This window comes from Arthrobacter sp. Y81, from assembly GCF_002929335.1.
Classification (GTDB): domain Bacteria; phylum Actinomycetota; class Actinomycetes; order Actinomycetales; family Micrococcaceae; genus Arthrobacter.
The window spans coordinates 315418-337565 of record NZ_PJIL01000001.1; the positions used below are offsets into that span (position 1 = coordinate 315418).

A 22148-nucleotide genomic window follows, 5' to 3' on the forward strand; every position below is an offset into this window, starting at 1 on the left:
AATCATGACAACGTCCGATGTCAGAATCAGTGAGGCCGGCCTCACGGACAAGCCACTCCTGGAAATCCGCGATCTGGCGATTTCCTTCAAGACCGGTTCCGGCGAAGTCCAGGCCGTCCGGAACGCCCACCTGACCATCATGCCCGGTGAAACCGTCGCGATTGTGGGTGAGTCGGGCTCCGGAAAGTCGACGACGGCGCTGGCCGCCATCGGCCTCCTGCCCGGTAACGGCCGGGTCTCCGGCGGGCAGATCCTGCTCGACGGCGAGGACATTTCCCATGCCTCGGAAAAGCGCATGATCGAGCTGCGCGGAAACACCATCGGCATGGTCCCGCAGGACCCGATGTCCAACCTCAACCCGGTCTGGAAGATCGGCTACCAGGTCAAGGAAACGCTGCGCGCCAACGGCCGTCCCAGCGGACCGGCCGACGTCGCGAAGGTTCTGTCCCAGGCGGGCCTTCCCGACGCCGAACGCCGGGCAAAGCAGTACCCGCACGAGTTCTCCGGCGGCATGCGCCAGCGCGCGCTGATCGCCATCGGACTGTCCTGCCAGCCACGGCTGCTCATCGCCGACGAGCCTACGTCCGCGCTGGATGTCACGGTCCAGCGCCAGATCCTCGACCACCTCGAAACGATGACCTCGGAACTGGGCACGTCAGTGCTCCTCATCACCCACGACCTGGGCCTCGCAGCAGAACGCGCGGACAAGGTTGTGGTGATGTACCGCGGCAACGTGGTGGAAGCCGGTCCGTCGCTGGAGCTGCTGCAGAACCCGCAGCACCCGTACACGCAGCGCCTCGTCGCCTCGGCACCGTCACTGGCATCACGGCGCATCCAGGTGGCCAAGGAGCTCGGTGTCGAATCGGACGAGCTGCTCGCTCCGGGCGAGCCGGTCGTCGTAGAGCCGACCATGACTGAAGACGTGCTGCAGATCCAGAACCTCCGCAAGGTGTTCAAGCTGCGCTCCGGCTTCGGCAAGTCGACCGACTTCACCGCCGTCGACGACGTTTCCTTCAGCGTCAAGCGCGGCACCACGACCGCGATCGTGGGGGAGTCGGGTTCCGGCAAGTCCACCGTGGCCCAGATGGTGCTGAACCTGCAGAAGCCCACCTCCGGCAAGATCGTGTTCGACGGAGTAGACACCTCCACGCTGAACAACAAGGAGATCTTCGCCTTCCGCCGCCGCGTGCAGCCGATCTTCCAGGATCCGTACGGCTCCCTGGACCCGATGTACAACATCTTCCGGACCATCGAGGAACCGCTGCGGACCCACAAGATCGGGGACAAGGCCAGCCGCGAGAAGAAGGTCCGCGAGCTCCTGGACCAGGTGGCGCTACCGCAGTCCACCATGCAGCGGTACCCGAACGAACTCTCCGGCGGCCAGCGGCAGCGCGTGGCCATCGCGCGTGCACTGGCACTCGATCCGGAAGTGATCATCTGCGACGAGGCGGTCTCCGCCCTCGACGTGCTGGTCCAGGCACAGGTGCTGAACCTGCTCGCCGACCTGCAGTCACGGCTGGGCCTGACCTACCTGTTCATTACCCACGACCTCGCCGTGGTCCGCCAGATCGCGGACCACGTGTGCGTCATGGAAAAGGGCAAGCTGGTTGAGACCGGTTCAACGGATGACGTGTTCGATGATCCGCAGCGGGACTACACGAAGGCACTTCTCCACGCCATTCCGGGCGCGCGGCTGATGCTGCCGCCCGAAGTCGCCTAAGGCAGCCGCATAACTAAAGGAGCCGGTGCCCACACCCTGCAGGGGGTGGGCACCGGCTCCTTTTATTACGTGGACAGTCACTAAAGTCGGGAGGCCCTGCTCACCCGAGCGGCAACGCCGACGTGGCCAGCTCAGGCGGAGCCTGTAGCCCCAGTTCCTGCAGCCTCGTGGCCAGGAGGCCACCCAGTGCCTTGTGGCCGACGTTGTTCATGTGCACGCCGTCCGCCAGTTCTTTGGCCAGGTTGTACTTCGTCAGCCAGTCACCCACGCTGACAAAGGGAATCGAGTGCTTGGCCGCCACCGTGCCGAGCAGGGCATCCACCTGCGACCGGCGGCCGCCGCCGTAATTGATGCCGCGGGCCAGGGTGCCGATCATGGCGAATTTAGCCCCAGGATAGCGCTGCTTCAGGGACGAGATCAGGCGTTCGGCGTTGGCCACGATCTGGGCGTCAGTTGCTCCGCGTGCGGCATCGTTCCCGCCGCCCTGGATGACCACAAGCCCCGGTGAACCATAGGGGAGCTGCCAGTCGCCGCGCTGCAGGGCATCGATGTAGTTGCCGGTCTTGCCGTTCGAGGCAACAAACCCGGTGCCGCCGCGGCCGCAGAAGAAGACGTTGTAGCCAATGGCGGCCAGTCCCTGGCGGGGCCAGCCGGCTTCCGGTTCGGACTGGGAATCGCCGATCAGGACGGCGGTCCGCCTGATGTTGGCCACAATGACTTCGTTCCGGCCGTTTGCGGGGTTCTTGTAAACGGACCCGGGCGCCATGGTGGACGGATCCGGCTCCGTGGCCAGCTGTGCCTTACCGGCTGAGCCGGCGGCAACCGGTTCGCCCGGCGCCGCGGCCACGGGGGCGGCCGCTGATTTCCGGGGGGCGGCGGCTGCCTTGGGGGTAACGGCCTCGGCGGACGGCTGCGCTGCCTGGGCGCTTGCGGCGGGACCGGTGGATCCCGTGGCAGCGTCTGGTGTTTGTGGTGCCTGCCCGCAGCCGGCCATCAGAACGCCGACGGCGATCATAGGTGCGACGAAGCGGGTCAGAGCCGAGGCATTTCGCATCTGTGGTCTCCGGGCTTTTCTTTGCTGTTATCACCGTAATAATGGGGCATCCCACAAGGAATATCCAGTAACTTTTGGCACGATTCGTCCCATTCCGGTGACGATCCTGTAACGGGGCCGGAACCAGGCCAGTTTCTGGTTTTTAGGCCAATAAATGACCTAGCGCTTAGACTGGTAGAAGGCGCCCTGTGCCAAAGGGTCTCGTCCGTCGTGCGTTCCGGTTGGAAATGTCGCGATACCACAGCTGACTTCACCACTGAATCGAGCAATAACGCATGTCTGAAACCACCACCAACACCGCGGTAGCCACTGCATCGCGCAGTGACCTGCGCAACGTCGCGATCGTGGCCCACGTTGACCACGGCAAGACCACGCTGGTCGACGCCATGCTCAAGCAGACCAACTCCTTTGCCGAGCACAACCACCTCGAAGACCGCGTCATGGACTCCGGTGACCTGGAACGCGAAAAAGGTATCACCATCCTGGCCAAGAACACCACGGTGGCCTACAACGGACCGTCCTCCAAGGGCGAGACCATCACGATCAATGTGATCGACACCCCGGGCCACGCCGACTTCGGTGGCGAGGTGGAGCGCGGCCTGTCCATGGTTGACGGCGTTGTGCTCCTCGTCGATGCTTCCGAGGGTCCGCTGCCCCAGACCCGTTTCGTGCTTCGCAAGGCCCTCGCCGCGCACCTGCCGGTGATCCTGCTGGTCAACAAGACCGACCGCCCCGATGCGCGGATCGAAGAAGTTGTCCACGAGTCCATGGACCTGCTCCTGGGCCTGGCCTCCGACCTCGCCGACGAAGTTCCGGACCTCGACCTGGACAAGATCCTCGAAGTTCCGGTCGTCTACGCAGCAGCCAAGGTTGGCCGCGCCTCCCTCGAGCAGCCGGCTGACGGCACCGCTCCGGAGAACGAGGACCTTGAGCCGCTGTTCAAGACCATCATCGAGCACATCCCGGCACCGACGTACAACCCGAACGGTGTCCTGCAGGCGCACGTCACCAACCTGGACGCCTCGCCGTTCCTGGGCCGCCTGGCTCTGCTCCGCATCTACAACGGCACCCTGCGCAAGGGCCAGACCGTTGCATGGGCACGTGCCAACGGCGAGCTGAAGAACGTCAAGATCACCGAACTGCTGGCCACGAAGGCACTTGACCGCGTCCCGACCGAGTCCGCAGGCCCGGGCGAGATTGTTGCCGTCGCCGGCATCGAGGAGATCACCATCGGTGAGACCCTGACTGACGCCGAGAACCCGCAGCCGCTGCCGCTGATCACCGTGGACGATCCCGCGATCTCCATGACCATCGGTATCAACACGTCGCCGCTGGCCGGCAAGGTCAAGGGCGCCAAGGTCACCGCCCGCCAGGTGAAGGACCGCCTGGACAAGGAACTGATCGGTAACGTCTCCATCAAGGTTCTTCCCACCGAGCGTCCCGACGCCTGGGAAGTCCAGGGCCGTGGCGAGCTCGCGCTGGCCATCCTGGTTGAGCAGATGCGCCGCGAAGGCTTCGAGCTGACCGTGGGCAAGCCGCAGGTTGTCACCAAGACCGTCGACGGCAAGATCCACGAGCCGATGGAGCACATGACCATCGACGTGCCGGAAGAGTACCTCGGCGCCGTCACCCAGCTCATGGCTGCCCGTAAGGGCCGCATGACCAACATGGCCAACCACGGCACCGGCTGGTGCCGCATGGAGTTCATCGTTCCGGCCCGTGGCCTGATCGGTTTCCGCACCAAGTTCCTCACGGACACCCGCGGCGCCGGTATCGCGGCCTCGATCTCCGAGGGCTACGAGCCCTGGGCGGGCCCGATCGAATACCGCACCAACGGTTCGATGATCGCCGACCGCGCCGGTGTTGTGACGCCGTTTGCCATGATCAACCTGCAGGAACGCGGCTCCTTCTTCGTGAAGCCGACCTCCGAGGTCTACGAGGGCATGATTGTCGGCGAGAACTCCCGCGCCGACGACATGGACGTCAACATCACCAAGGAAAAGAAGCTCACCAACATGCGTGCCGCTTCCTCCGACACCTTCGAGAACCTGACGCCGCCGCGCGACCTGACCCTCGAAGAATCCCTCGAATTCGCCCGCGAAGACGAGTGCGTCGAGGTTACCCCGGAGTCCATCCGGATCCGGAAGCTCATCCTGGACACCAACGAGCGGGCCAAGGCCAACCGCGCCCGCGCCAAGGTCTGATCCCGGCACGTTCCGGTCATCACCCTCGTGAACAATAGAGCTGCCGGCATGGCAGGCGGCATTGCCGCCGCTGTGCCGGCAGCTCTTTTTGTGGCAGCAGCCGGGACGGCCCTGCACCGCCAGCAGTGGATGCTGGCCGGTGTCATTCTCCCTTGGGGTGCCGTGGCAGCCCTGTTCCTGCTCGGCTCCGTCCAGCTGCTGCTCGGGGCGGCCTTCAGGTCCCTGACCCCGACGGCGGCCTGCGGCGTGCTGTGCTACATGCTGGCGGGCTGGTGGTCGATGCTGGAGCCCGGCAAGCGGCTCATCGCCGGGGATATTTCCGGGAATATCTGGATCTACGGCATCGCAGGTACGTCGGTGCTTATGCTCGCCTGGTGCCGGCGCTACCGGCAGCCCCACACGCAGCCGCAGCCGCAGCCCCCGGCCTGACGGCGCGTCAGCCCGCCGTGGGGTCCCGGTGGTGCGCGATCATCAGCGAGGTGGCCTCACCGTCGTCGTCCGCCGGGAGCTGGACATATTCCTCAATGACCGCCCGCAGCTTGCCGAGCATTTCCTCGCGCCGGGCGGCATTGAATTTCACCCCGAGCCGCCAGACTTCGATGTCCTCCGGCGGGAGGTCCCTGGTCTCCTGCAGGAACGTCTCGATCAGGACCGGCGCTACGTTGTCCACGGGCGTCTGCCAGGACTTGCGGCTCGCTATATACGGAACCTCGACGGCGCCCCGGTTACCTTTTCGGCGCTCCTCCGCCACAAGGAATCCGGTCCGCACGAGTGTCCGGACGTGATGCAGGCTCGATGCCGGGTTGAGGCCCAGGAGCTCGGCGATTTCCTTGTTGGTCCGTGACTGGTGCAGGCACAGCCGCAGGATCCGCAGCCGCAACGGGGAGCTCAAGGCACGCCCCTTGGCCACAACGTCCGCATCAGTGCCCTGCCCCGGCCGATTCATAAGGAAAGTGTAGCCAAGGAGTGATTGACACATGCCAATCACTCCTGCCAGGCTGGCAGGACGCCGTGACCGCCCGACCCTCTGCCGAACACACTGGCGGGCCCGCCGCCGGACTCGCCGCCTTCCTGGTGGTGGGGCTGCCCGCCGGCGCCTGGGTGGACCGCTGGCTGAAACGCCGGACTATGATCACCGCGGACCTGGCTCGGATGGCCGCCATGGCCGCTGTCCCGCTCCTGTGGTGGGCCGGTGACCTGCAGATCTGGCATCTTTACATGATTTCAGCGGTAGTGGGAGTGGCCACCGTCTTCTTTGATGTCTCCTACCAGAGCTTCGTTCCGTTGCTGGTTGCTCCCGGCAAAGTGGGGGAGGCGAACTCGAAGCTGGAGGTAACGGCCCAGCTCGCCCGGATCGGCTGACCTGCCGCCGGCGGCGCGCTCCTGACGGTGTTGACGGCGCCGCTGCTGTTCAGTGGCGAATCCCTGGGCTACCTGTTGTCGGCCGTCTTCCCGGGACGCACGCGGGACGGTGAGAGGCGGCTCCCTGCGGCGGACAGGAACTCCCTGGGAGCCGAGATCAGGGAGGGCCTGGGGTTCGTGGCAGCGCATCCCCTCATCATTCCGGCGGGCGCCCTGGTCAGCTCGCTCTTCCTGGGCCTGGTGCCTGTTGCTGCGCTCCAGGCGGACCGTACCGTGCCGCTGGTGCTCCTGACTGTTTCCGAATTCGGCTTTGCCTTCGGTGTGCCCGCCGCGGCTGCTCGGCAGGATGAATGCCTCAATCAGGTTCGTCGTCTGGGGAGTGATGCCGCTCGCTGCGCTGGCCGCAGGTTACCTTGGGGGAGAACTGGGCCTTGTGCCAGCCATGTGGCCTGGCGTTGCGGTAAGCCTGCTCTCCGTGGCGCCGGTGCTAATTTCTGCCTTCCCCGGAATGCGCAAGCTCCCGGACAGCGTGGAGACGGGCAGTTCCTAGGGAGCCGTCCGCGGGGCGCGCCTCGCCGGCGCCGGCGGCACCGGCTTCGCGGCCACCACCAGTGTCAACGGAATAACGACGTCGGCCCGCCGCGTGCGGACCGTGCAGTCGGTATCGCTGATCGCCACCAGATCGCCCAGCGCATCCGTCAGGCCATCCGATATCCTGTACCGCACCACCACCCGCGTGCCCAGGGAGGCGCCTTCAAGGAACTGCCGGGGAGTGGGGATCTGCGAATTCACCACTTCATACTAGGACTCCGGGCTTGTATGACGCGCCGCTAGGTTCGCGGGAACAGGCTGTTAGATAATAGGCTCAGAAGTCAGCAGTCCGGCGCTCAGGCCGGGAGTGATAACCGGCAGGTGCCGGAACCAACGTGGAGAGGCAAGGGACGTGACGTACGTAATCGCGCAGCCGTGTGTAGATGTCAAGGACAAGGCATGTATTGAAGAATGCCCCGTCGATTGCATCTACGAGGGTGAGCGGTCCCTCTACATCCACCCGGACGAGTGCGTCGACTGCGGTGCCTGCGAGCCCGTCTGCCCTGTTGAGGCCATTTACTACGAGGACGACACCCCGGATGAGTGGGCCGACTACTACAAGGCGAACGTCGAATTCTTTGACGACCTTGGATCGCCGGGCGGTGCCGCGAAGGTCGGCAACACCCACACCGACCACCCGATGATTGCTGCCTTGCCGCCCCAGAACCAGGACCACTGAGGCGCCTGGCGTGACTTCGGCGGTACGCAGCTTCGGCCTCAGCCTGCCCGACTACCCGTGGGAGGCCATGGCGCCCTATCTTGCCAGGGCGGCAGAGCACCCCGGCGGGGCGGTTAACCTCTCCATCGGCACACCGGTGGATCACACGCCCCCTCTGGTCCAGGAGGCGCTCCAGAAGGCAGCAGACGCCCCCGGATACCCCACAGTGCACGGCACGCCGGCACTCCGCGCGGCCATCGCCGAGTGGTTCGGCCGCCGCCGCGGCGTTCCCGGGGTGGACCCGCAGCATGTGATGCCTACGGTCGGTTCCAAGGAACTTGTGGCGTGGCTGCCGTTCCTTTTGGGGCTCAAGCCGGGCGACGTCGTCGTCCGTCCGACAGTTGCCTACCCCACCTACGACATCGGGGCGACGTTCGCGGGAGCCGAACAGATCGCCGCTGACGACCTCGACCAACTGGACGACGAAACGCGGCAGCGTGTCCGGCTGGTGTGGGTCAACTCGCCAGCCAACCCCACCGGAAGCGTCCGCGACACCGCATCCCTGAAGCGGATAGTGGACCAGGCCCGCGCCCTCGGCGCCGTGGTGGCATCCGACGAATGCTACGCGGAGCTTGGCTGGGGGGAATGGGACGTCCAGCGGGGCGGCCAGCCCGTGCCCAGCATCCTGGACCCGCGCGTTTCCGAGGGTTCCCACGAGGGGCTGCTGGCGGTGTACTCACTCAGCAAGCAGTCGAACCTTGCAGGGTACCGTGCGGCCTTTGTGGCCGGTGACCCGGTACTCATGGCCAATCTGGTGAACAGCCGCAAGCATGCGGGCATGATTGTTCCCTACCCGGTCCAGGAAGCCATGCGCGTGGCGCTTGGCGACGACGCCCACGTCCAGGTGCAGAAGGACCTGTACCGCGGCCGGCGGGAACGGATCGTGCCGGCACTCGAGGCATTCGGGCTGACGATTCACGAATCGCAGGCCGGGCTTTACCTGTGGTGCACTGCCGGTGAAGCCACATGGGACACCGTGGGCAGGCTCGCCGAGATCGGCATCGTGGTAGGTCCCGGCGTTTTCTACGGCGATGCAGGCGGCGGGTTCATTCGCGTTGCGCTGACGGCCGCGGACGAACGGATCGATGCGGCTGTGGAGCGGCTGTCTATCGGCGCGTAGCCGCCACGAAGCAGGCGCAGGTCCGTAACAATGGTGTGACACGCGACACAAGTGGGGCGTTTTTGGGGCATTTTGGCACTACCGGATTAGTGCCACCTTGCTTTGGAGCGGTACTTTTTAACTGACTATCAATGGTGGCTTTCTACAAGAAGGTAGCCCGACCGTTGGAATCCCTGCCCATGCAGGCTCCTCGGGCGGCTTCACCAGATGTTGGATCAAGCTTTCTACAGAGAGGCCCTGACGCCTCATGAGGAGACTCCATGACTGAGACCACCAGCGCAACCCTGCGCCATGCCGGCGGCGAGCTCGAACTCCCGCGCATCCAGGTTGTAGAAGGAAACGAAGGCTACGACGTTTCCAAGCTGCTGAAGCAGACCGGTGCCGTTGCTTTTGACCCCGGTTTCATGAACACCGCGGCCACCACGTCCGCAATCACCTACATCGACGGCGATGCCGGGATCCTGCGCTACCGCGGCTACCCGATCGAGCAGCTCGCCCAGCACTCGAGCTTCCTGGAAGTCTCTTACCTGCTCATCTACGGCAACCTGCCGAGCCCCACCGAGCTGGAAGCCTTTGACCAGCGGATCCGGCACCACACCCTGCTGCACGAAGAGCTCAAGGGCTTCTTCAGCGGCTTCCCGCGGGACGCGCACCCCATGCCGGTGCTGTCCTCGGCAGTGTCCGCTCTCTCCACGTTCTACCAGGACTCGCTGGACCCGTTCAACGCCGAGCAGGTGGAGGTCTCCACCTACCGGCTGCTGGCGAAGATGCCGGTCATCGCCGCCTACGCGCTGAAGAAGAGCATTGGCCAGCCGATGCTTTACCCGGACAACTCCCACAACCTCGTGGAGAACTTCCTGCGCCTGAGCTTCGGCCTTCCTGCCGAGCAGTACGAGGTGGATCCGATCGTCGCCAAGGCGCTTGACCTGCTCCTCATCCTGCACGCCGACCACGAGCAGAACTGCTCGACCTCCACGGTCCGGCTGGTCGGCTCGTCGAACGCCAACCTCTTCGCCTCCGTGTCCGCCGGCATCAACGCCCTCTTCGGCCCCGCCCACGGCGGCGCCAACGAGGCCGTGCTCAAAATGCTGCGCCAGATCCAGGCCGACGGCACCAAGCCCGAGGACTACATGGAGAAGGTCAAGAACAAGGAGGACGGCGTCCGCCTCATGGGCTTCGGACACCGCGTCTACAAGAACTACGATCCCCGGGCCAGGATCGTCAAGGACACGGCGCACGAGATCCTTACCAAGCTCGGCGGCAACGACGAACTCCTGGACATCGCCCTGCGCCTTGAAGAGAAGGCCCTGAATGACGACTACTTCATCCAGCGCAAGCTCTACCCGAACGTGGACTTCTACACCGGCCTGATCTACAAGGCCATGGGATTCCCGGAGAAGATGTTCACCGTGCTCTTCGCGATCGGCCGCCTGCCGGGCTGGATTGCCCAGTGGCGCGAAATGATCAGCGACCCCAACACCAAGATCGGCCGCCCGCGCCAGCTGTACACCGGAGAGCCGGAGCGCAACTACCCGGTCAGCTAGATCCCCCACCGGTTACGACGCCGGCCGCGCACCCAAGGTGCGCGGCCGGCGTCGTTGTTTAACGTCGAGGCGGGGACGTTAGGAGTTGTAGCCCATGGGGTTGTTCTTCTGCCAGCGCCAGTGGTCCTCGCACATCTGGTCCACGGTCTTCGTGGTGGACCAGCTCAGGTCAGCCAGGGCGGAGGTGGCATCGGCCCAGAAGGCCGGGAGGTCGCCTGCGCGGCGGCCGGTGATCTCGTAGGGGATTTTGTGCCCCACGGCCCTTTCAAAGGATCGAAGCACTTCCAGTACCGAGGAGCCCCTGCCGGAGCCAAGGTTCCAGCGGTAGACGCCGGTACGGTCAGCCACGTGGTCCAGGGCTGCCACGTGGCCTTCGGCGAGGTCCACGACGTGGATGTAGTCACGCAGGCAGGTGCCGTCCGGGGTGTCGTAGTCGCCGCCGAACACCATGAGCTTGTCCCGCCGGCCCACAGCCACCTGGGCAATGAACGGGACGAGGTTGTTGGGGATGCCCTGGGGGTCTTCGCCGATCCGGCCGGACGGGTGTGCGCCCACCGGGTTGAAGTAGCGCAGGAGTGCGATGTGCCAGCGGCTGTCCGCGGCGCCGAGGTCCGAAAGGATGTCCTCGATCTGTTCCTTGGTCCGGCCGTAGGGGTTGTTGGCGCCGATCTCCATCTTTTCCACATAGGGGATGGGGTTATGCTCGCCGTACACGGTTGCCGAGGAGCTGAACACGAGGGAGCGGACGTCATGCTTGTCCATGACGCGGATCAGGTTCAGCGTGCCGACGAGGTTGTTGTAGTAGTACTTCAGCGGCTCCCGGACCGATTCACCCACAGCCTTCAGGCCGGCGAAGTGGATCACTGCGTCGATCCGGTCCTGCGCGAAAACGGCGTCGACGGCCGGCTCGTCCACGAGGTCAACGTTGTGGAACACCGCCTCCTTGCCGCTGAGCTCGGCCACGCGGCGCAGCGACTCCTCGCTCGAGTTGACGAGGTTGTCGATGACCACCACGTCATGGCCGGCTTCCTGCAGGGACAGTACTGTGTGCGACCCGATATACCCGGTGCCGCCCGTGACCAGAATTCTCATAGGCCCAACGCTATCCCAATTGGCCAGCCTGCTGCCCGTGTTGCCCACGCCTTGGCGGCACAACTGTGCTAAATAATAGGGGTGCCTAAAATCGTTGATGCCGCAGTCCGGCGACAGGAAGTTGTTGAAGCAGTCTTCAGGATCATCGCCGCGGACGGGCTGGAACGGGCCTCCCTGCGTGAGGTCGCTGATGAGGCAGGGCTTGCGGTGGGTTCCGTCCGCCACTACTTTGCCAGCAGCGACGAGCTCCTGGCCCACTCCTTCGGGGTTGTGGTGGACCGGATCACCGGCCGGCTGGACGCAGCCCGGGAGGACCTCATGCAACTGGCCCCGGGGACGGCGGGGCACAGTGAAGGGGTGTTAACACTGCTGGGCCAGTTCCTGCCGCTCGACGAGGAACGTGCCGTGGACGCGTGCGTCTGGATGGCGTTCAAGAACGCGGCCAGGATCAGGCCCTTCCTGGCCGCCGAGGCTGACCGCAGCCACCGGGCGGTAGCAGCCGTTGTGGGGTGGCTCATCATGGAACTTCGGGCGCCCGGGGAGCTGGACGACGACGGTCACCAGTTCCTGGTCACCGAAGCGGAGCGGCTGCTCGCCACCCTGGACGGCCTGACGATGCACGCCCTGCTGCAGCCGGAATGGATGACCGCGGAAATGTGCCGGGACGTGCTGTCATCCCACATGCAGAGCCTTGTCGAGTCTCCAGCCGCCCATTAACGTCGGTAGTCATCAGGAATACACTGAGACAGTAAACAAGCCAAGGGAGGCCATTCGGATGCACCAAACAGGCGGTCCTGGCTGGCGAATCACTATGGACACCTCGGGTCCCATGCTCATTGCGCTGTACGTTCGCGACGCCGCCGGACTGGACAGTGCGGGGCGTCCGGCGCTTTGCCACATGGCGCCAAAGATCCGTCCGGTGGACCACGCCAACCTCATGTCCGAAGTAGGCGGGATCAGCGCGCTGAAGACCGAATGGGAGGCCTGGTGGGAGCAGCTGCTCAAGGCGCATCCCCAAATGGCCCCCGAAGTGGCCCCTCCCGGGTTTGACGCCTTTGGCAACTCGCCGGCCCTGCGGCGTGTACTGCAGGCGCACTTCGGTTCTGCCCTGACCTGGGCAAGGGAGCGCCGCGCCGAATACGCAGCCCTGGAAGCCGAACGCGAGGCCAGCGGCGCCCCGCAGCTTCTCGGCGACATGGTGGAGGACAGGCTGCTTGAAGTGGGCCGGGGCTCGCGGGATTTCACGCTCACGATAATCGAACTCCCGTTGACGGAACCGCGGGCCTGGTACCTGGAGCCGGACAAGATCATCATGAGCAATGAACTCCTGACCCAGCCAGAGGTGTTCCGGAGCTACGTCCAGCCGGTGGTGGAACTGCTCGTCTGAGCACCGGCTGCAGCAGGATCAGCCCGGTCAGGCAGCCAGGTCGGGGGAGTCCGTCAGGAAGTCGCGGCTGCGACTGTGACCGTGACTTGGCCCGACTGCCCGTCGGAAGCCTGCCAGCCGTTCCGGGACTTCCGGTCCCAGCTGATTTCTCCGACGTCGACCTCCGTCACGGACAGGGATTTCGCGTTCGCCACCGCCCACTGCCCAACGGCCCAGGCCTGGCTGCCGCTCACGTCCAGCACGATCGTGCTACCGTCCGCGGTCGCCGGGACATTCCCGAAGGCTGCTGTCAGTTCGGCAACGACAGCCTGGGCATCACCGGGCCCTTCCGGCGACTTGAGCGTGCAGTCCAACGCTTCGGTGGACTGCCCGGTCAGGGCTGAGGCATACGCCCGGCCCATGTCCTCGTGCTGCGCATAGGCCTGCGGGTAGGCCGAGCGCTGGACCTGCTGCGCGGCGGCCGTGATTTCCAGGGACTCGTACCCGGGGATTTTCACCAGGGCGTCGTAGAACGCCCCGGTTGCATAGTAGGGGTCCATCACCTGTTCCTCGGTGCCCCAGCCCTGTGAGGGCCGCTGCTGGAAGAGGCCCCGGGAATCCGGCCCGGCCTGGTCGCCGTGTTCGATGTTGCGCAGCTTCGACTCCTGCATGGCGGTGGCCAGGGCGATGCTCGCCGCGCGCGGCGGTAGTCCCCGGCGCACCGCGACGGCGGTGATCAGGGCGGCGTTTGCCGCCTGGTCGGTTGCCAGTTCGGCTTTGGCGGAACCTACGGCGGCAGTGCATATTTCGGCAACGAGCGTTTCCGATCGCTGGATAAAAGCCACTGCCGTGTAGATCCCGCCGGCAATCAGGGCCAGGGCCAGCCCCAGCACTAGCAGGCGGCGCAGGCCACGTTTCCGTGACACGAGGCTACTCCCTCAGGCCCTCGACGGGCCGGTTGAACATCTGCGGGCAGGCGTAATCAGTTGGCGTGGAGTGCCTCATTGAGTTCGACGGTCTGGCCCTTGCGGGGGAGCACCTCGACGGCTCCGCTCGTGGAATTGCGGCGGAACAGCAGGTTGGGAACACCGGAGAGCTCCACGGCCTTGACCACCTTGGTGGTGTCCTCGCCGTCGGGATCCTTCGGTCCGACCAAGCGGACACGGGTTCCGGCCGTGACGTACAGTCCGGCCTCCACCACCGAGTCATCACCGATGCTGATGCCGACGCCGGAGTTGGCACCCAGCAGCACGCGTTCGCCCAGGGCGATCTTTTCCTTGCCGCCGCCGGACAGGGTGCCCATGATTGACGCGCCGCCGCCAACGTCCGTGCCGTCGCCGGCCACAACACCGGCCGAGATGCGGCCTTCCACCATGGATGTTCCCAGGGTTCCGGCGTTGAAGTTGACGAAGCCCTCGTGCATCACGGTGGTGCCTTCGGCCAGGTGCGCGCCGAGCCGGACGCGGTCGGCATCGGCGATGCGGACGCCCGCGGGCACCACGTAGTCCACCATGCGCGGGAACTTGTCCACTCCGTAGACAGTCACGGCACCGCGCCGGCGCAGCTTGGCCCGGGTCAGTTCGAAGCCCTCAACAGCTGCCGGACCGAAGTTCGTCCAGACGACGTTGGGGAGCTTTCCGAAGATGCCGTCCAGGTTGATGGTGTTGGGCTGGACCAGGCGGTGCGAGAGTAGGTGCAGGCGGAGGTAGGCGTCGGCGGTGTCGGCAGGAGCCTCGTCCAGGTGCACCTGGACGAAAACGACCTGCTGTTCGGTGCCGCGGTCCGCGTCGGTGCCGGCTGCGGCGATCTCGGCCAGCACCGGATCCGCGTTCCCGACGTCCCGGAGGCTGTCCGCTGCCGTTCCAAGGGACGGCGCGGGGAACCAGACATCCAGCACCGTGGCCTCGCCATTGCGGGTGGATATGGTGGCCACACCGTAGCCATAGGCGGAGCGGGCGTCGGCGGATGCGGAATTGTCAGCGGGCGCGGCGGAAGCAGCAGCGGTTTCAGTCATGGCTCCAGTCTATCGAGAGGCGGGAGCAGGACTCGAACTAGACTGTGATCGTGACTGCTCAAACCGCCTCCGCCCACCTGGATCTCCGCCAGGACGTTGCCCTCCTCACCGCTGCGCTCATCGACATCAACAGTGTCTCGGGCAATGAGAAGGAGCTGGCCGACGCCGTCGAACATGCCCTGCGGAGGATTCCGCAGCTAGACGTCGTCCGGGACGGTGATTCAATCATTGCCCGTACCGCGCTGGGCCGGCAGGAGCGGGTCATCCTGGCCGGGCACCTGGACACGGTGCCCCTGCCGACCACCGAAGGTTCCCTCGGCACCGTCCCCTCCTTCTGGCCGTCCGGCGCGCCAGGGGAAGGGCTGCTGTATGGCCGCGGCACCACGGACATGAAAGGCGGAGTCGCGGTGCAGCTGGCGCTGGCAGCGTCGCTGTTCGACGGCGGCGCCGAACCCAGCAAGGACGTCACCTTTGTGTTCTACGACCATGAGGAAGTGGAAGCGGTCAAGAGCGGGCTCGGACGGCTGGTGCGAAACCACGGTGGCCTGCTCGGCGGCGACTTCGCCATTCTGCTGGAGCCTACGCATGGAACGGTGGAAGGCGGCTGCAACGGCACCAGCCGATTTGAGGCCACCACTGTGGGCGAGGCCGCGCACTCCGCGCGTGCGTGGATGGGCAGTAACGCCATCCACGCGGCGGCACCCATCCTTGCCCGGCTGGCAGCCTACGAACCGCAGACCATCAACGTGGACGGCCTGGACTACCGCGAAAGCCTCAACGCTGTGAAGATCAACGGCGGCACGGCAGGTAACGTCATTCCGGACCGGTGCGTGGTGGAGATCAACTACCGCTTCGCCCCGGACAAGACGCCGGACCAGGCGGAGGCGCATGTCCGGGAGCTGTTGGAGGGCTTCGCTGTGGTCCGCACGGACGCTGCCGCCGGCGCGCGGCCCGGACTGAACCACCCTGCCGCCGCGTCCTTCGTGGCCGCCGTGGGAGCCGAGCCGAAACCGAAATACGGCTGGACCGACGTCGCGCGTTTCAGTGAACTGGGGATTCCCGCCGTGAACTTCGGCCCTGGTGACCCGCTGCTCGCGCACAAGGACAACGAACATGTGGACGCGGAAGCTGTCCGCGAATGCCTCCGGGCGCTGCGGACCTGGCTTTCGGCCTAGCCCCCCAAGCAAGAGGGTCCGCAGCCTGCAGGCTGCGGACCCTCTTGCTTGTCTGGTGGATGCTGCTACTTGGGTTCCCGTACTTCCGGGAGTTCCGGTGCAACGACGGCGGTTGGCGCCTTGGCCACGCCACCGGCGGCTTTGTTGGAGCCGCGGCGTTCGATCCAGATTGCGAGCCGGGAAACGCAGATGTTGATCACAATGTAGATGGCGGCAGCCACAAAGAAGATGGGGAACAGGAACGCGTTACCCAGGAAGTCCGCCATCACCTGCACCGCGCGCAGAAGTTCGCCGTACGCCACGATGTAGCCCAGCGAGGTGTCCTTCAGGAGCACCACCAGTTGGGCAACCAGCGACGGCATCATGCGGCGGACAGCCTGCGGCAGTTCGACGAGCATCCGGGACTGGAAACTGGTCAGGCCGATGGTCAGGCCGGCCTCCCGCTGTCCCTTCGGCAGTGATTGGATGCCGGCCCGGATGATCTCCGCGAAGATAGCGGTGTTGTAGAGGACAAGCCCCGCCACCACCGCGATGAAGGAACTCGTCCCGAATACCAGCAGAACGAACAGCATCATCAGGACAACCGGCATGCCGCGTAGGAATTCCAGGACCACGCGGGCCGGAATCCGGATCCAGGCGATCAGCGAGATGCGCAGCAGGCAGAACATCAGGCCGAGGGGGAACGCGATCACTGCGGCGAGGGCGGCGGCGGTTAGCGTGGCACCGAGGCCATTTCCGAGCAGCATCCAGACGTCGCCCCGGGTGAAGATGGCCCAGCGGCGGCCTTCAAAGATGCCCTGCTGGGCGAGAGTCATGACGATCCATGCCAGGAGACCCAGGATCAGCACGGTGCCAACCACGGAACCGATCAGCGAGACCCGGCGCGCTTTGGGGCCGGGAACGTCGTAGAGGACTGAAGTCATCGGGCAATCGCCACCTTTCGTTCCACCGTGCTGGCAAGGATGCCCAGCGGAATGGTGAGGAGCAGATAGAAGAACGCAACGCCCAGCAGTACTGCCATGACCTGGTCACCGTTGGCGTTGGCCATTTGGCGGCCGTAGCCGAACAGTTCCAGGACAAAGAACGCGCCGGCGACGGAGGAGTTCTTGACGAGGGCGATCAGGATGTTGATCAGCGGCGGGATCACGGTCCGCAGCGCCTGCGGAAGGATGATGAGGTTCAGGACCTGGCCGAATTTCATGCCGATACTGCGGGCGGCCTCCGCTTGGCCAAGAGGGACACTGTTGACGCCTGAGCGGACTGCTTCGGCGATGAAGGCCGCTGTGTAGGCGCTGAGGGCGATAATGGCTGCGACCTCGAACTGCTGGAATGTCACGCCGAGACGGGGCAGGACGATAGCCGCAAAAAAGAAGGCAATGGTCAGTGGGGTGTTCCGGAGGATTTCCACGTAGACGGTGCTGAATCCCCGAAGGGCCGCAACGGGGGAGACACGGGCTGCTGCCAGGAGTGTTCCGAGGATGAGGGCGATGATCCCGGAGACGACGGACAGGAAAAGGGTGCGGAGAAGGCCTTCCCAATAAAGAGGGAGGTTTTCAATGATGACTTCCATAGGATCCTTCGGCTCTAGGCGTAGGGGGTCAAAAAGCAGGGTGGCGGCTTCCGGGGGAATGCGTGCAACGAATCCCCCCGGAAGCCGCCGTTGCTACCTAGTAACGGTTGATGGCCGGAAGTTCCGGGGCAGTTTTGATGACGGAGCCGGCGGTTGCTTCCCAGGCCTTCTTGTAGGACCCATCCTTGCCGAACTCCTCCAGCTGGTCGTTGATCCAGTTGCGGAACACGGTGTCATCCTTCTTCAGGCCGATGCCGTAGGGCTCCTTGGTGAAGGTTTCGTCGGAAGCCAGTTTGAAGGCGTCAGGTTCCTTGTCCACGAAACCGGCGAGGATCACGTTGTCCGTGGTGACGGCTTCGACCTGCTTGTTTCGCAGCGGCTCGAGGCAGGCCGAGTACGTGGCGGCGGGAACGAGTTCTGCTCCGTACTTTTCCACGATGGTGGCTGCGGGAGTGGAGCCGGTCACTGAGCAGACCTTCTTGCCCTTGACGTCTTCGGGCGTCTTGATGGAGTCGTTGTCCTTGTTGACCATCAGTGCCTGGCCTGCCTCGTAGTACGGCCCGGCGAAGCTGACGACCTGCTTGCGCTTGTCGTTAATGGTGTACGTGGCGATGACCAGATCCACCTTGCCCTGTTCGATGAACGGCTCGCGGTTGGCCGAGACGGTCTCCGACCATTCGATCTTGTCCGCTGCGATGCCCAGCTTGGCGGCAATCAGCTTGCCCATTTCGACGTCAAAGCCGATGGGCTTGCCGTCCAGGCCAACCTGGCCGAACAGCGGCTGGTCATACTTCGTGCCGATCTTGATGGATCCGGCGGAGGCGAGCTTTTCCATGGTGCTGCCGGCTGCGAAGGTGGGCTTCTCGGCGACGGTGGGGTCGCTGGTGGTACCGGTGCCGCTGCCGCCGCAAGCGCTAAGTGTCAGAGCGAGGGCTGCTGAGGCTGCAACCACAAAGGACTTCCGTCGTGTCAAAAATGCCTTCATGACATTTCCTTTCATAGGCGGCCACTGTAGTGGCCTGGGTGCGAACTGAGTAGGTGCGATCCCGGGGAATCAGTGAGTGAGGAGCTTGGAGAGGAAGTCCTTGGCACGGTTGCTCTGCGGGTTCGTGAAGAATTCCTCAGGCGTCGCGTCCTCGACGATCTGGCCGTCGGCCATGAACACCACGCGGTCGGCGGCTTTGCGGGCGAAGCCCATTTCATGGGTGACCACGATCATGGTCATCCCTTCCTTGGCCAGCTGGATCATGACGTCAAGGACTTCGTTGATCATTTCCGGGTCAAGGGCCGAGGTGGGCTCGTCAAAGAGCATGACCTTCGGCTTCATGGCCAACGCCCGGGCGATCGCCACACGCTGCTGCTGGCCGCCGGAGAGCTGCGCCGGAAGCTTGGGTGCCTGGTGTCCGACGCCAACGCGTTCCAGGAGGGCCATGGCATCCTTGTCGGCCTGCGCCTTGGGCACACCCTTGACCTTGATCGGGCCCAGGGTGACGTTCTCCAGGATGGTCTTGTGCGCGAAGAGGTTGAAGGACTGGAAGACCATTCCGACGTCGGCGCGCAGCTTGGCGAGTTCCTTGCCTTCTTCCGGGAGTTCCTTGCCGTCGATGGCGATCTTGCCGTCATCGATGGTTTCCAGGCGGTTGATGGCCCGGCAGAGTGTGGACTTACCGGAACCTGAGGGTCCGATGACCACAACAACTTCGCCCTTGCGGACGTTCAGGTTGATGTCCTTGAGTACGTGCAGCTGGCCGTAGTGCTTATTCACGGCTTTCAGGGAGACGAGAGCATCGCCGGGCACTTGAGTAGTCATAAGAGAGAATCTAGCGAACATTAGCGAGATATGACGGTAATCACTCCAAGTTCCTACAGATCGTAATTCAAGAGATACCTGCTGGTCAGCGGCTTGACGGCTGGCTATCACGGGTTCGGACGTGCCGGACAGACGGGCTTGGAGAAGCGCGCTAGCCTTGGTGGATGAGTACCGATCCGCAGTCTTCTCCCACTCCAGTACCTCCCATTGCCACCCGTCACAAGGGTCCGCTGGAGCTTCGCCGTAAACAGGCGGCCGTGGAGATGTCGGACCAGCACCTGCTGGACACCAAGGGGCCCGGTCAGTTCGTCCATACTGATCCGTGGCGGGTGCTCAGGATCCAGAGCGAGTTCGTGGAAGGTTTCGGCGCCCTCGCCGACCTCGGGCCGGCCGTCAGCGTCTTCGGCTCCGCCCGCACCAAGCCCGGCTCCGCCTACTACGAGCTGGGCGTCGAAGTGGGCCGCAAACTCGCCGAGGCCGGGGTTGCCGTTATTACCGGCGGCGGGCCGGGCTCCATGGAGGCCGCGAACAAGGGTGCCGTCCAGGGCAACGGAGTGTCTGTGGGGCTCGGCATCGAGCTGCCGTTCGAGCAGGGCCTCAACCAGTGGGTGGACCTTGGCATCAACTTCCGCTACTTCTTCGCGCGCAAGACCATGTTCGTGAAATACGCGCAGGGGTTCATTGTGCTGCCGGGCGGGCTGGGAACCTTGGACGAACTCTTCGAGGCCATGGTCCTGGTGCAGACCCGAAAGGTCACTTCCTTCCCCATCGTGCTGCTGGGCACCGCCTTCTGGGGACCGATGCTCGAGTGGATCAGGGGCACGCTGGTGGAAGACGGCATGATTTCCGAGAAGGACCTTGGGCTCATTCAGGTCGTTGACGAGCCCGGGCATGCGGTGGACCTCGTCATCCATGGCGCCATCCGTCCGGCACCGGGCACTGGCAGCAGTAACGGCGGGCCGAACGGCAACCAGCGCCCTGAATAGCGGCTGCGCCGACGTCTGGCACGATGGATCCTGTGAGTTTCTTCCTGATATTCCTCGCCATCGGGCTGATCGGTGCCGCACTTTTCTTCGGAGCCGATTTCGCGTCGGGTATTTTTCGGCGTCGGCGGGCCGGCGGCTCCGCGCTTTTGGACGGATTCGACGAACCTGTCGCCTCGCTGCCTCCGGTGCTTCTTCCCGCTGAAGCGTTGCCCGCCGACGTCGACCGGGTCCGCTTTGCCCTTGGGCTACGGGGTTACCGCATGGACCAGGTTGACCAGGTGCTGGACGAACTCCGTGATCAGATTGCTGCCAAGGACCGCGAAATTGAACGGCTGCGAGCGGAACTCCATGCGCCGGCGCAGCCTGGGGAGAGCGTGCCTTGAGCCGACCGGACACTTCCGCCGGGCAGGAGGCGCCGGGGGACTACCCGGGGCTGAACGGCCTTGTGCGGAGAAAGGTGGCGTCCGTTGCCGCCCGTTCGGGTGCGTGGCCTTGGTGGGCGCAAGCGGCCTGCGTCTACGCCGTTGCGCGGATTGTCAGCGCCTGCATATTCATGGCGGCTGCCCTCCACCAGGGGGTCAATCCCTGGTTTCCCGCCAAGCCGGATTACTGGAACTTCATCAACATCTGGGATGCACGCTGGTACGGCGAAGTACTCCGGAACGGCTACCCTAGCCAACTGCCGGTGGACGAAAGCGGCAACGTCCGGGAGAACGCCTGGGCGTTCTACGCGCTGTTCCCGATGTTGGGGAGGGCGCTGTCGGCCATGACGGGGCTGGACCCCGCACTGGCCCTCACCTTCATCGCGATGGCAGCCGGGCTGGGCGCTGCCCTGGTGGTGTACTGCCTCTTCCGGCAGAAGGCCGGCCACCGCACGGCGATGTGGGCGGTGGCCTTCTTTTCTGCCTTCCCCGTGGCCGCGGTGCTCCAGGTGCCTTATGCCGAATCCCTCAACCTCCTGCTGCTGGCATCGGCCCTGCTGCTGGTGATGCAGCGGCGGTATCTGTGGGCAATGCCTGTAGTTGTGCTGATGTGTCTCTCCAGGCCAACGGGGGTGCCGTTCGCCGCCATGGTCGGAGGGCTGCTCGCCTACCGCGTGTGGCAGCTGACCCGATCCCGCCCGGACAACACCGGCCCGCTGCCCCACAACGGACGTGAGCTTCTTTCCCTGGCAGCATTGGCGGCAGTCAGCGGACTGAGCGCCCTGATGTGGCCTGCCATCGCATGGGCGGTGACCGGGGACCCCGCAGCCTATACCAAGACCGAAACCGTGTGGCGCGGCCACGACCTGGTGCCCTTCAAGCCGTGGTTCGATACCGGGATCCAGCTTTTTGGCCCGGTGCTGGGAATCCTTGCGCCGTTTGTGTTTGTGGCCCTCTTCGGGCTTCTGATGACGTCCCCGCCGGTGGTGGCGCTCGGGGCCGAACTGCGGCTCTGGTGCGTCTGCTACCTGGGGTATCTGCTGGTGTTCCTGCACCCCCAGACCAGCACGTTCCGGATGCTGCTGCCGCTGTTTCCGCTGGCGCTGAGCGCGGCCCTGCTGTCGAGTTCGCGGGCCTACCGCGGGGCGGTGGTCACCATGTTCGTGCTGCTCCAGATTGTCTGGATCGTGTGGCTGTGGGCCTGGGCGCAACTGCCCGGCGGGGGAGACTATCCGCCGTGAGCCGGAACGGGCCGCTATGACGGCGGCCACAATTTTCCAAGCGATGAAGAAAATCCATCAATTAGCTACAGGCGGGTAATTACAGGATAATAGGGGTTAAGCATGAACAAATTGCATTGACCAGTGCATTCAGAACTGTTCAGCCATGGCGGCCGCTGC

The 22148-nt window shown here is 64.7% G+C and carries 24 protein-coding genes; 14 read left to right on the top strand and 10 right to left on the bottom strand.

All coding sequences use genetic code 11. The features are described 5' to 3' along the window. The first annotated feature begins 4 nt into the window (after nucleotides 1-4). Nucleotides 5-1720 carry an ABC transporter ATP-binding protein gene (locus CXQ91_RS01515; RefSeq protein ID WP_104172411.1) on the top strand — a complete coding sequence of 572 codons (1716 nt, stop codon included), beginning with the start codon at nucleotides 5-7 and terminating at the stop codon, nucleotides 1718-1720. A 100-nt stretch (nucleotides 1721-1820) separates the two neighbouring features. Here the strand turns inward: CXQ91_RS01515 and CXQ91_RS01520 are convergent, their stop codons facing one another. Then, nucleotides 1821-2774 carry an SGNH/GDSL hydrolase family protein gene (locus tag CXQ91_RS01520; RefSeq protein ID WP_104172152.1) on the bottom strand — a complete coding sequence of 318 codons (954 nt, stop codon included), beginning with the start codon at nucleotides 2772-2774 and terminating at the stop codon, nucleotides 1821-1823. Between the two features lie 275 nt (nucleotides 2775-3049). Here CXQ91_RS01520 and typA point away from each other — a divergent pair, with 275 nt between their 5' ends. Both typA and CXQ91_RS01530 read left to right on the top strand, forming a co-directional pair. After that, nucleotides 3050-4978, top strand: coding sequence for a translational GTPase TypA (gene typA / locus CXQ91_RS01525; protein ID WP_104172153.1), 1929 nt, complete (start codon nucleotides 3050-3052; stop codon nucleotides 4976-4978). Between the two features lie 48 nt (nucleotides 4979-5026). Further along, nucleotides 5027-5407 carry a hypothetical protein gene (locus CXQ91_RS01530; protein ID WP_181038734.1) on the top strand — a complete coding sequence of 127 codons (381 nt, stop codon included), beginning with the start codon at nucleotides 5027-5029 and terminating at the stop codon, nucleotides 5405-5407. A gap of 7 nt (nucleotides 5408-5414) precedes the next feature. Here CXQ91_RS01530 and CXQ91_RS01535 read toward each other — a convergent pair whose 3' ends face one another. Beyond that, nucleotides 5415-5924 (bottom strand): helix-turn-helix domain-containing protein, encoded by a 510-nt coding sequence (locus CXQ91_RS01535; RefSeq protein ID WP_104172155.1) that lies wholly within the window; start codon nucleotides 5922-5924, stop codon nucleotides 5415-5417. A gap of 20 nt (nucleotides 5925-5944) precedes the next feature. Here CXQ91_RS01535 and CXQ91_RS24670 point away from each other — a divergent pair, with 20 nt between their 5' ends. Beyond that, complete coding sequence (locus CXQ91_RS24670; RefSeq protein ID WP_104172156.1) at nucleotides 5945-6340, top strand: hypothetical protein; 396 nt, start codon at nucleotides 5945-5947, stop codon at nucleotides 6338-6340. Nucleotides 6341-6686: 346 nt separating this feature from the next. Then, a complete protein-coding gene (locus tag CXQ91_RS24675; RefSeq protein WP_181038735.1) occupies nucleotides 6687-6890 on the top strand; it encodes a hypothetical protein in 204 nt (67 codons plus the stop codon). Here CXQ91_RS24675 and CXQ91_RS01550 read toward each other — a convergent pair. Next, the gene (locus tag CXQ91_RS01550; protein WP_258073788.1) at nucleotides 6887-7132 is read right to left on the bottom strand and encodes a hypothetical protein; all 246 of its coding nucleotides are present in this window, start codon (nucleotides 7130-7132) and stop codon (nucleotides 6887-6889) included. The two genes, CXQ91_RS24675 and CXQ91_RS01550, sit on opposite strands and share 4 nt — an antisense overlap. Nucleotides 7133-7283: 151 nt before the next feature. On the opposite strand from CXQ91_RS01550, the gene fdxA reads away from it, so the two are divergent. The 3 genes from fdxA to CXQ91_RS01565 all read left to right on the top strand — a co-directional run bounded on the left by fdxA (nucleotide 7284) and on the right by CXQ91_RS01565 (nucleotide 10313). Further along, nucleotides 7284-7610, top strand: a complete 327-nt coding sequence (gene fdxA, locus CXQ91_RS01555) for a ferredoxin (protein WP_055796733.1) — start codon at nucleotides 7284-7286, stop codon at nucleotides 7608-7610. A 10-nt stretch (nucleotides 7611-7620) separates the two neighbouring features. Then, nucleotides 7621-8769, top strand: coding sequence for a succinyldiaminopimelate transaminase (dapC, locus tag CXQ91_RS01560; protein WP_104172157.1), 1149 nt, complete (start codon nucleotides 7621-7623; stop codon nucleotides 8767-8769). A 260-nt stretch (nucleotides 8770-9029) separates the two neighbouring features. Continuing rightward, nucleotides 9030-10313: a citrate synthase gene (locus CXQ91_RS01565; RefSeq protein ID WP_104172158.1), complete on the top strand. Its 1284-nt coding sequence runs from the start codon at nucleotides 9030-9032 to the stop codon at nucleotides 10311-10313. A 78-nt stretch (nucleotides 10314-10391) separates the two neighbouring features. Here the strand turns inward: CXQ91_RS01565 and galE are convergent, their stop codons facing one another. Next, nucleotides 10392-11405: a UDP-glucose 4-epimerase GalE gene (gene galE, locus CXQ91_RS01570; protein ID WP_104172159.1), complete on the bottom strand. Its 1014-nt coding sequence runs from the start codon at nucleotides 11403-11405 to the stop codon at nucleotides 10392-10394. Nucleotides 11406-11486: 81 nt separating this feature from the next. Here galE and CXQ91_RS01575 point away from each other — a divergent pair, with 81 nt between their 5' ends. After that, the gene (locus tag CXQ91_RS01575; RefSeq protein WP_104172160.1) at nucleotides 11487-12122 is read left to right on the top strand and encodes a TetR/AcrR family transcriptional regulator; all 636 of its coding nucleotides are present in this window, start codon (nucleotides 11487-11489) and stop codon (nucleotides 12120-12122) included. Nucleotides 12123-12180: 58 nt separating this feature from the next. Then, complete coding sequence (locus CXQ91_RS01580) at nucleotides 12181-12792, top strand: hypothetical protein (RefSeq protein WP_104172161.1); 612 nt, start codon at nucleotides 12181-12183, stop codon at nucleotides 12790-12792. A gap of 53 nt (nucleotides 12793-12845) precedes the next feature. Here the strand turns inward: CXQ91_RS01580 and CXQ91_RS01585 are convergent, their stop codons facing one another. Together CXQ91_RS01585 and dapD are read right to left on the bottom strand one after the other, a co-directional pair. Next, complete coding sequence (locus CXQ91_RS01585) at nucleotides 12846-13697, bottom strand: hypothetical protein (protein WP_104172162.1); 852 nt, start codon at nucleotides 13695-13697, stop codon at nucleotides 12846-12848. A gap of 56 nt (nucleotides 13698-13753) precedes the next feature. Beyond that, on the bottom strand, nucleotides 13754-14785 hold the full coding sequence (dapD, locus tag CXQ91_RS01590) for a 2,3,4,5-tetrahydropyridine-2,6-dicarboxylate N-succinyltransferase (protein WP_104172163.1): 1032 nt from the start codon (nucleotides 14783-14785) through the stop codon (nucleotides 13754-13756). Nucleotides 14786-14835: 50 nt separating this feature from the next. On the opposite strand from dapD, the gene dapE reads away from it, so the two are divergent. Continuing rightward, nucleotides 14836-15960, top strand: a complete 1125-nt coding sequence (gene dapE / locus CXQ91_RS01595; RefSeq protein ID WP_104172413.1) for a succinyl-diaminopimelate desuccinylase — start codon at nucleotides 14836-14838, stop codon at nucleotides 15958-15960. Nucleotides 15961-16025: 65 nt separating this feature from the next. On the opposite strand, the gene CXQ91_RS01600 is transcribed toward dapE, so the two are convergent. The 4 genes from CXQ91_RS01600 to CXQ91_RS01615 form a co-directional block, all read right to left on the bottom strand. After that, entirely contained in the window at nucleotides 16026-16883 is an 858-nt protein-coding gene (locus tag CXQ91_RS01600; protein WP_104172164.1) for an amino acid ABC transporter permease, read from the bottom strand. Next, entirely contained in the window at nucleotides 16880-17530 is a 651-nt protein-coding gene (locus tag CXQ91_RS01605; RefSeq protein WP_104172165.1) for an amino acid ABC transporter permease, read from the bottom strand. Before CXQ91_RS01605 ends, CXQ91_RS01600 begins: the two co-directional genes overlap by 4 nt. Before the next feature lie 97 nt (nucleotides 17531-17627). Beyond that, nucleotides 17628-18515 (bottom strand): glutamate ABC transporter substrate-binding protein, encoded by an 888-nt coding sequence (locus CXQ91_RS01610; protein ID WP_104172166.1) that lies wholly within the window; start codon nucleotides 18513-18515, stop codon nucleotides 17628-17630. Between the two features lie 69 nt (nucleotides 18516-18584). Next, on the bottom strand, nucleotides 18585-19340 hold the full coding sequence (locus CXQ91_RS01615; protein ID WP_043429919.1) for an amino acid ABC transporter ATP-binding protein: 756 nt from the start codon (nucleotides 19338-19340) through the stop codon (nucleotides 18585-18587). A 164-nt stretch (nucleotides 19341-19504) separates the two neighbouring features. Between CXQ91_RS01615 and CXQ91_RS01620 the strand changes: the two genes are divergently transcribed. The 3 genes from CXQ91_RS01620 to CXQ91_RS01630 are packed head-to-tail and all read left to right on the top strand — an operon-like array spanning nucleotide 19505 to nucleotide 21989. Next, nucleotides 19505-20326 (top strand): TIGR00730 family Rossman fold protein, encoded by an 822-nt coding sequence (locus CXQ91_RS01620; RefSeq protein WP_104172167.1) that lies wholly within the window; start codon nucleotides 19505-19507, stop codon nucleotides 20324-20326. Nucleotides 20327-20349: 23 nt separating this feature from the next. Beyond that, nucleotides 20350-20709, top strand: a complete 360-nt coding sequence (locus tag CXQ91_RS01625) for a DivIVA domain-containing protein (protein ID WP_104172168.1) — start codon at nucleotides 20350-20352, stop codon at nucleotides 20707-20709. Nucleotides 20710-20759: 50 nt separating this feature from the next. Then, nucleotides 20760-21989, top strand: coding sequence for a hypothetical protein (locus CXQ91_RS01630; RefSeq protein ID WP_258073799.1), 1230 nt, complete (start codon nucleotides 20760-20762; stop codon nucleotides 21987-21989). The last annotated feature ends 159 nt before the right edge of the window (nucleotides 21990-22148 follow it).

What these genes read in the sequence shown, in the direction of transcription:
- CXQ91_RS01535 (WP_104172155.1), bottom strand. Translation starts at nt 5,924, where the DNA reads ATGAATCGGCCGGGGCAGGGCACTGATGCGGACGTTGTGGCCAAGGGG.
- CXQ91_RS01565 (WP_104172158.1), top strand. Translation starts at nt 9,030, where the DNA reads ATGACTGAGACCACCAGCGCAACCCTGCGCCATGCCGGCGGCGAGCTC.
- CXQ91_RS01620 (WP_104172167.1), top strand. Translation starts at nt 19,505, where the DNA reads ATGAGTACCGATCCGCAGTCTTCTCCCACTCCAGTACCTCCCATTGCC.
- CXQ91_RS01515 (WP_104172411.1), top strand. Translation starts at nt 5, where the DNA reads ATGACAACGTCCGATGTCAGAATCAGTGAGGCCGGCCTCACGGACAAG.
- galE (WP_104172159.1), bottom strand. Translation starts at nt 11,405, where the DNA reads ATGAGAATTCTGGTCACGGGCGGCACCGGGTATATCGGGTCGCACACA.
- CXQ91_RS01600 (WP_104172164.1), bottom strand. Translation starts at nt 16,883, where the DNA reads ATGACTTCAGTCCTCTACGACGTTCCCGGCCCCAAAGCGCGCCGGGTC.
- typA (WP_104172153.1), top strand. Translation starts at nt 3,050, where the DNA reads ATGTCTGAAACCACCACCAACACCGCGGTAGCCACTGCATCGCGCAGT.
- CXQ91_RS01625 (WP_104172168.1), top strand. Translation starts at nt 20,350, where the DNA reads ATGGATCCTGTGAGTTTCTTCCTGATATTCCTCGCCATCGGGCTGATC.
- CXQ91_RS01580 (WP_104172161.1), top strand. Translation starts at nt 12,181, where the DNA reads ATGCACCAAACAGGCGGTCCTGGCTGGCGAATCACTATGGACACCTCG.
- CXQ91_RS24675 (WP_181038735.1), top strand. Translation starts at nt 6,687, where the DNA reads ATGAATGCCTCAATCAGGTTCGTCGTCTGGGGAGTGATGCCGCTCGCT.
- CXQ91_RS01520 (WP_104172152.1), bottom strand. Translation starts at nt 2,774, where the DNA reads ATGCGAAATGCCTCGGCTCTGACCCGCTTCGTCGCACCTATGATCGCC.
- CXQ91_RS01605 (WP_104172165.1), bottom strand. Translation starts at nt 17,530, where the DNA reads ATGGAAGTCATCATTGAAAACCTCCCTCTTTATTGGGAAGGCCTTCTC.
- CXQ91_RS01530 (WP_181038734.1), top strand. Translation starts at nt 5,027, where the DNA reads ATGGCAGGCGGCATTGCCGCCGCTGTGCCGGCAGCTCTTTTTGTGGCA.
- CXQ91_RS01615 (WP_043429919.1), bottom strand. Translation starts at nt 19,340, where the DNA reads ATGACTACTCAAGTGCCCGGCGATGCTCTCGTCTCCCTGAAAGCCGTG.
- CXQ91_RS01610 (WP_104172166.1), bottom strand. Translation starts at nt 18,515, where the DNA reads ATGAAGGCATTTTTGACACGACGGAAGTCCTTTGTGGTTGCAGCCTCA.
- dapD (WP_104172163.1), bottom strand. Translation starts at nt 14,785, where the DNA reads ATGACTGAAACCGCTGCTGCTTCCGCCGCGCCCGCTGACAATTCCGCA.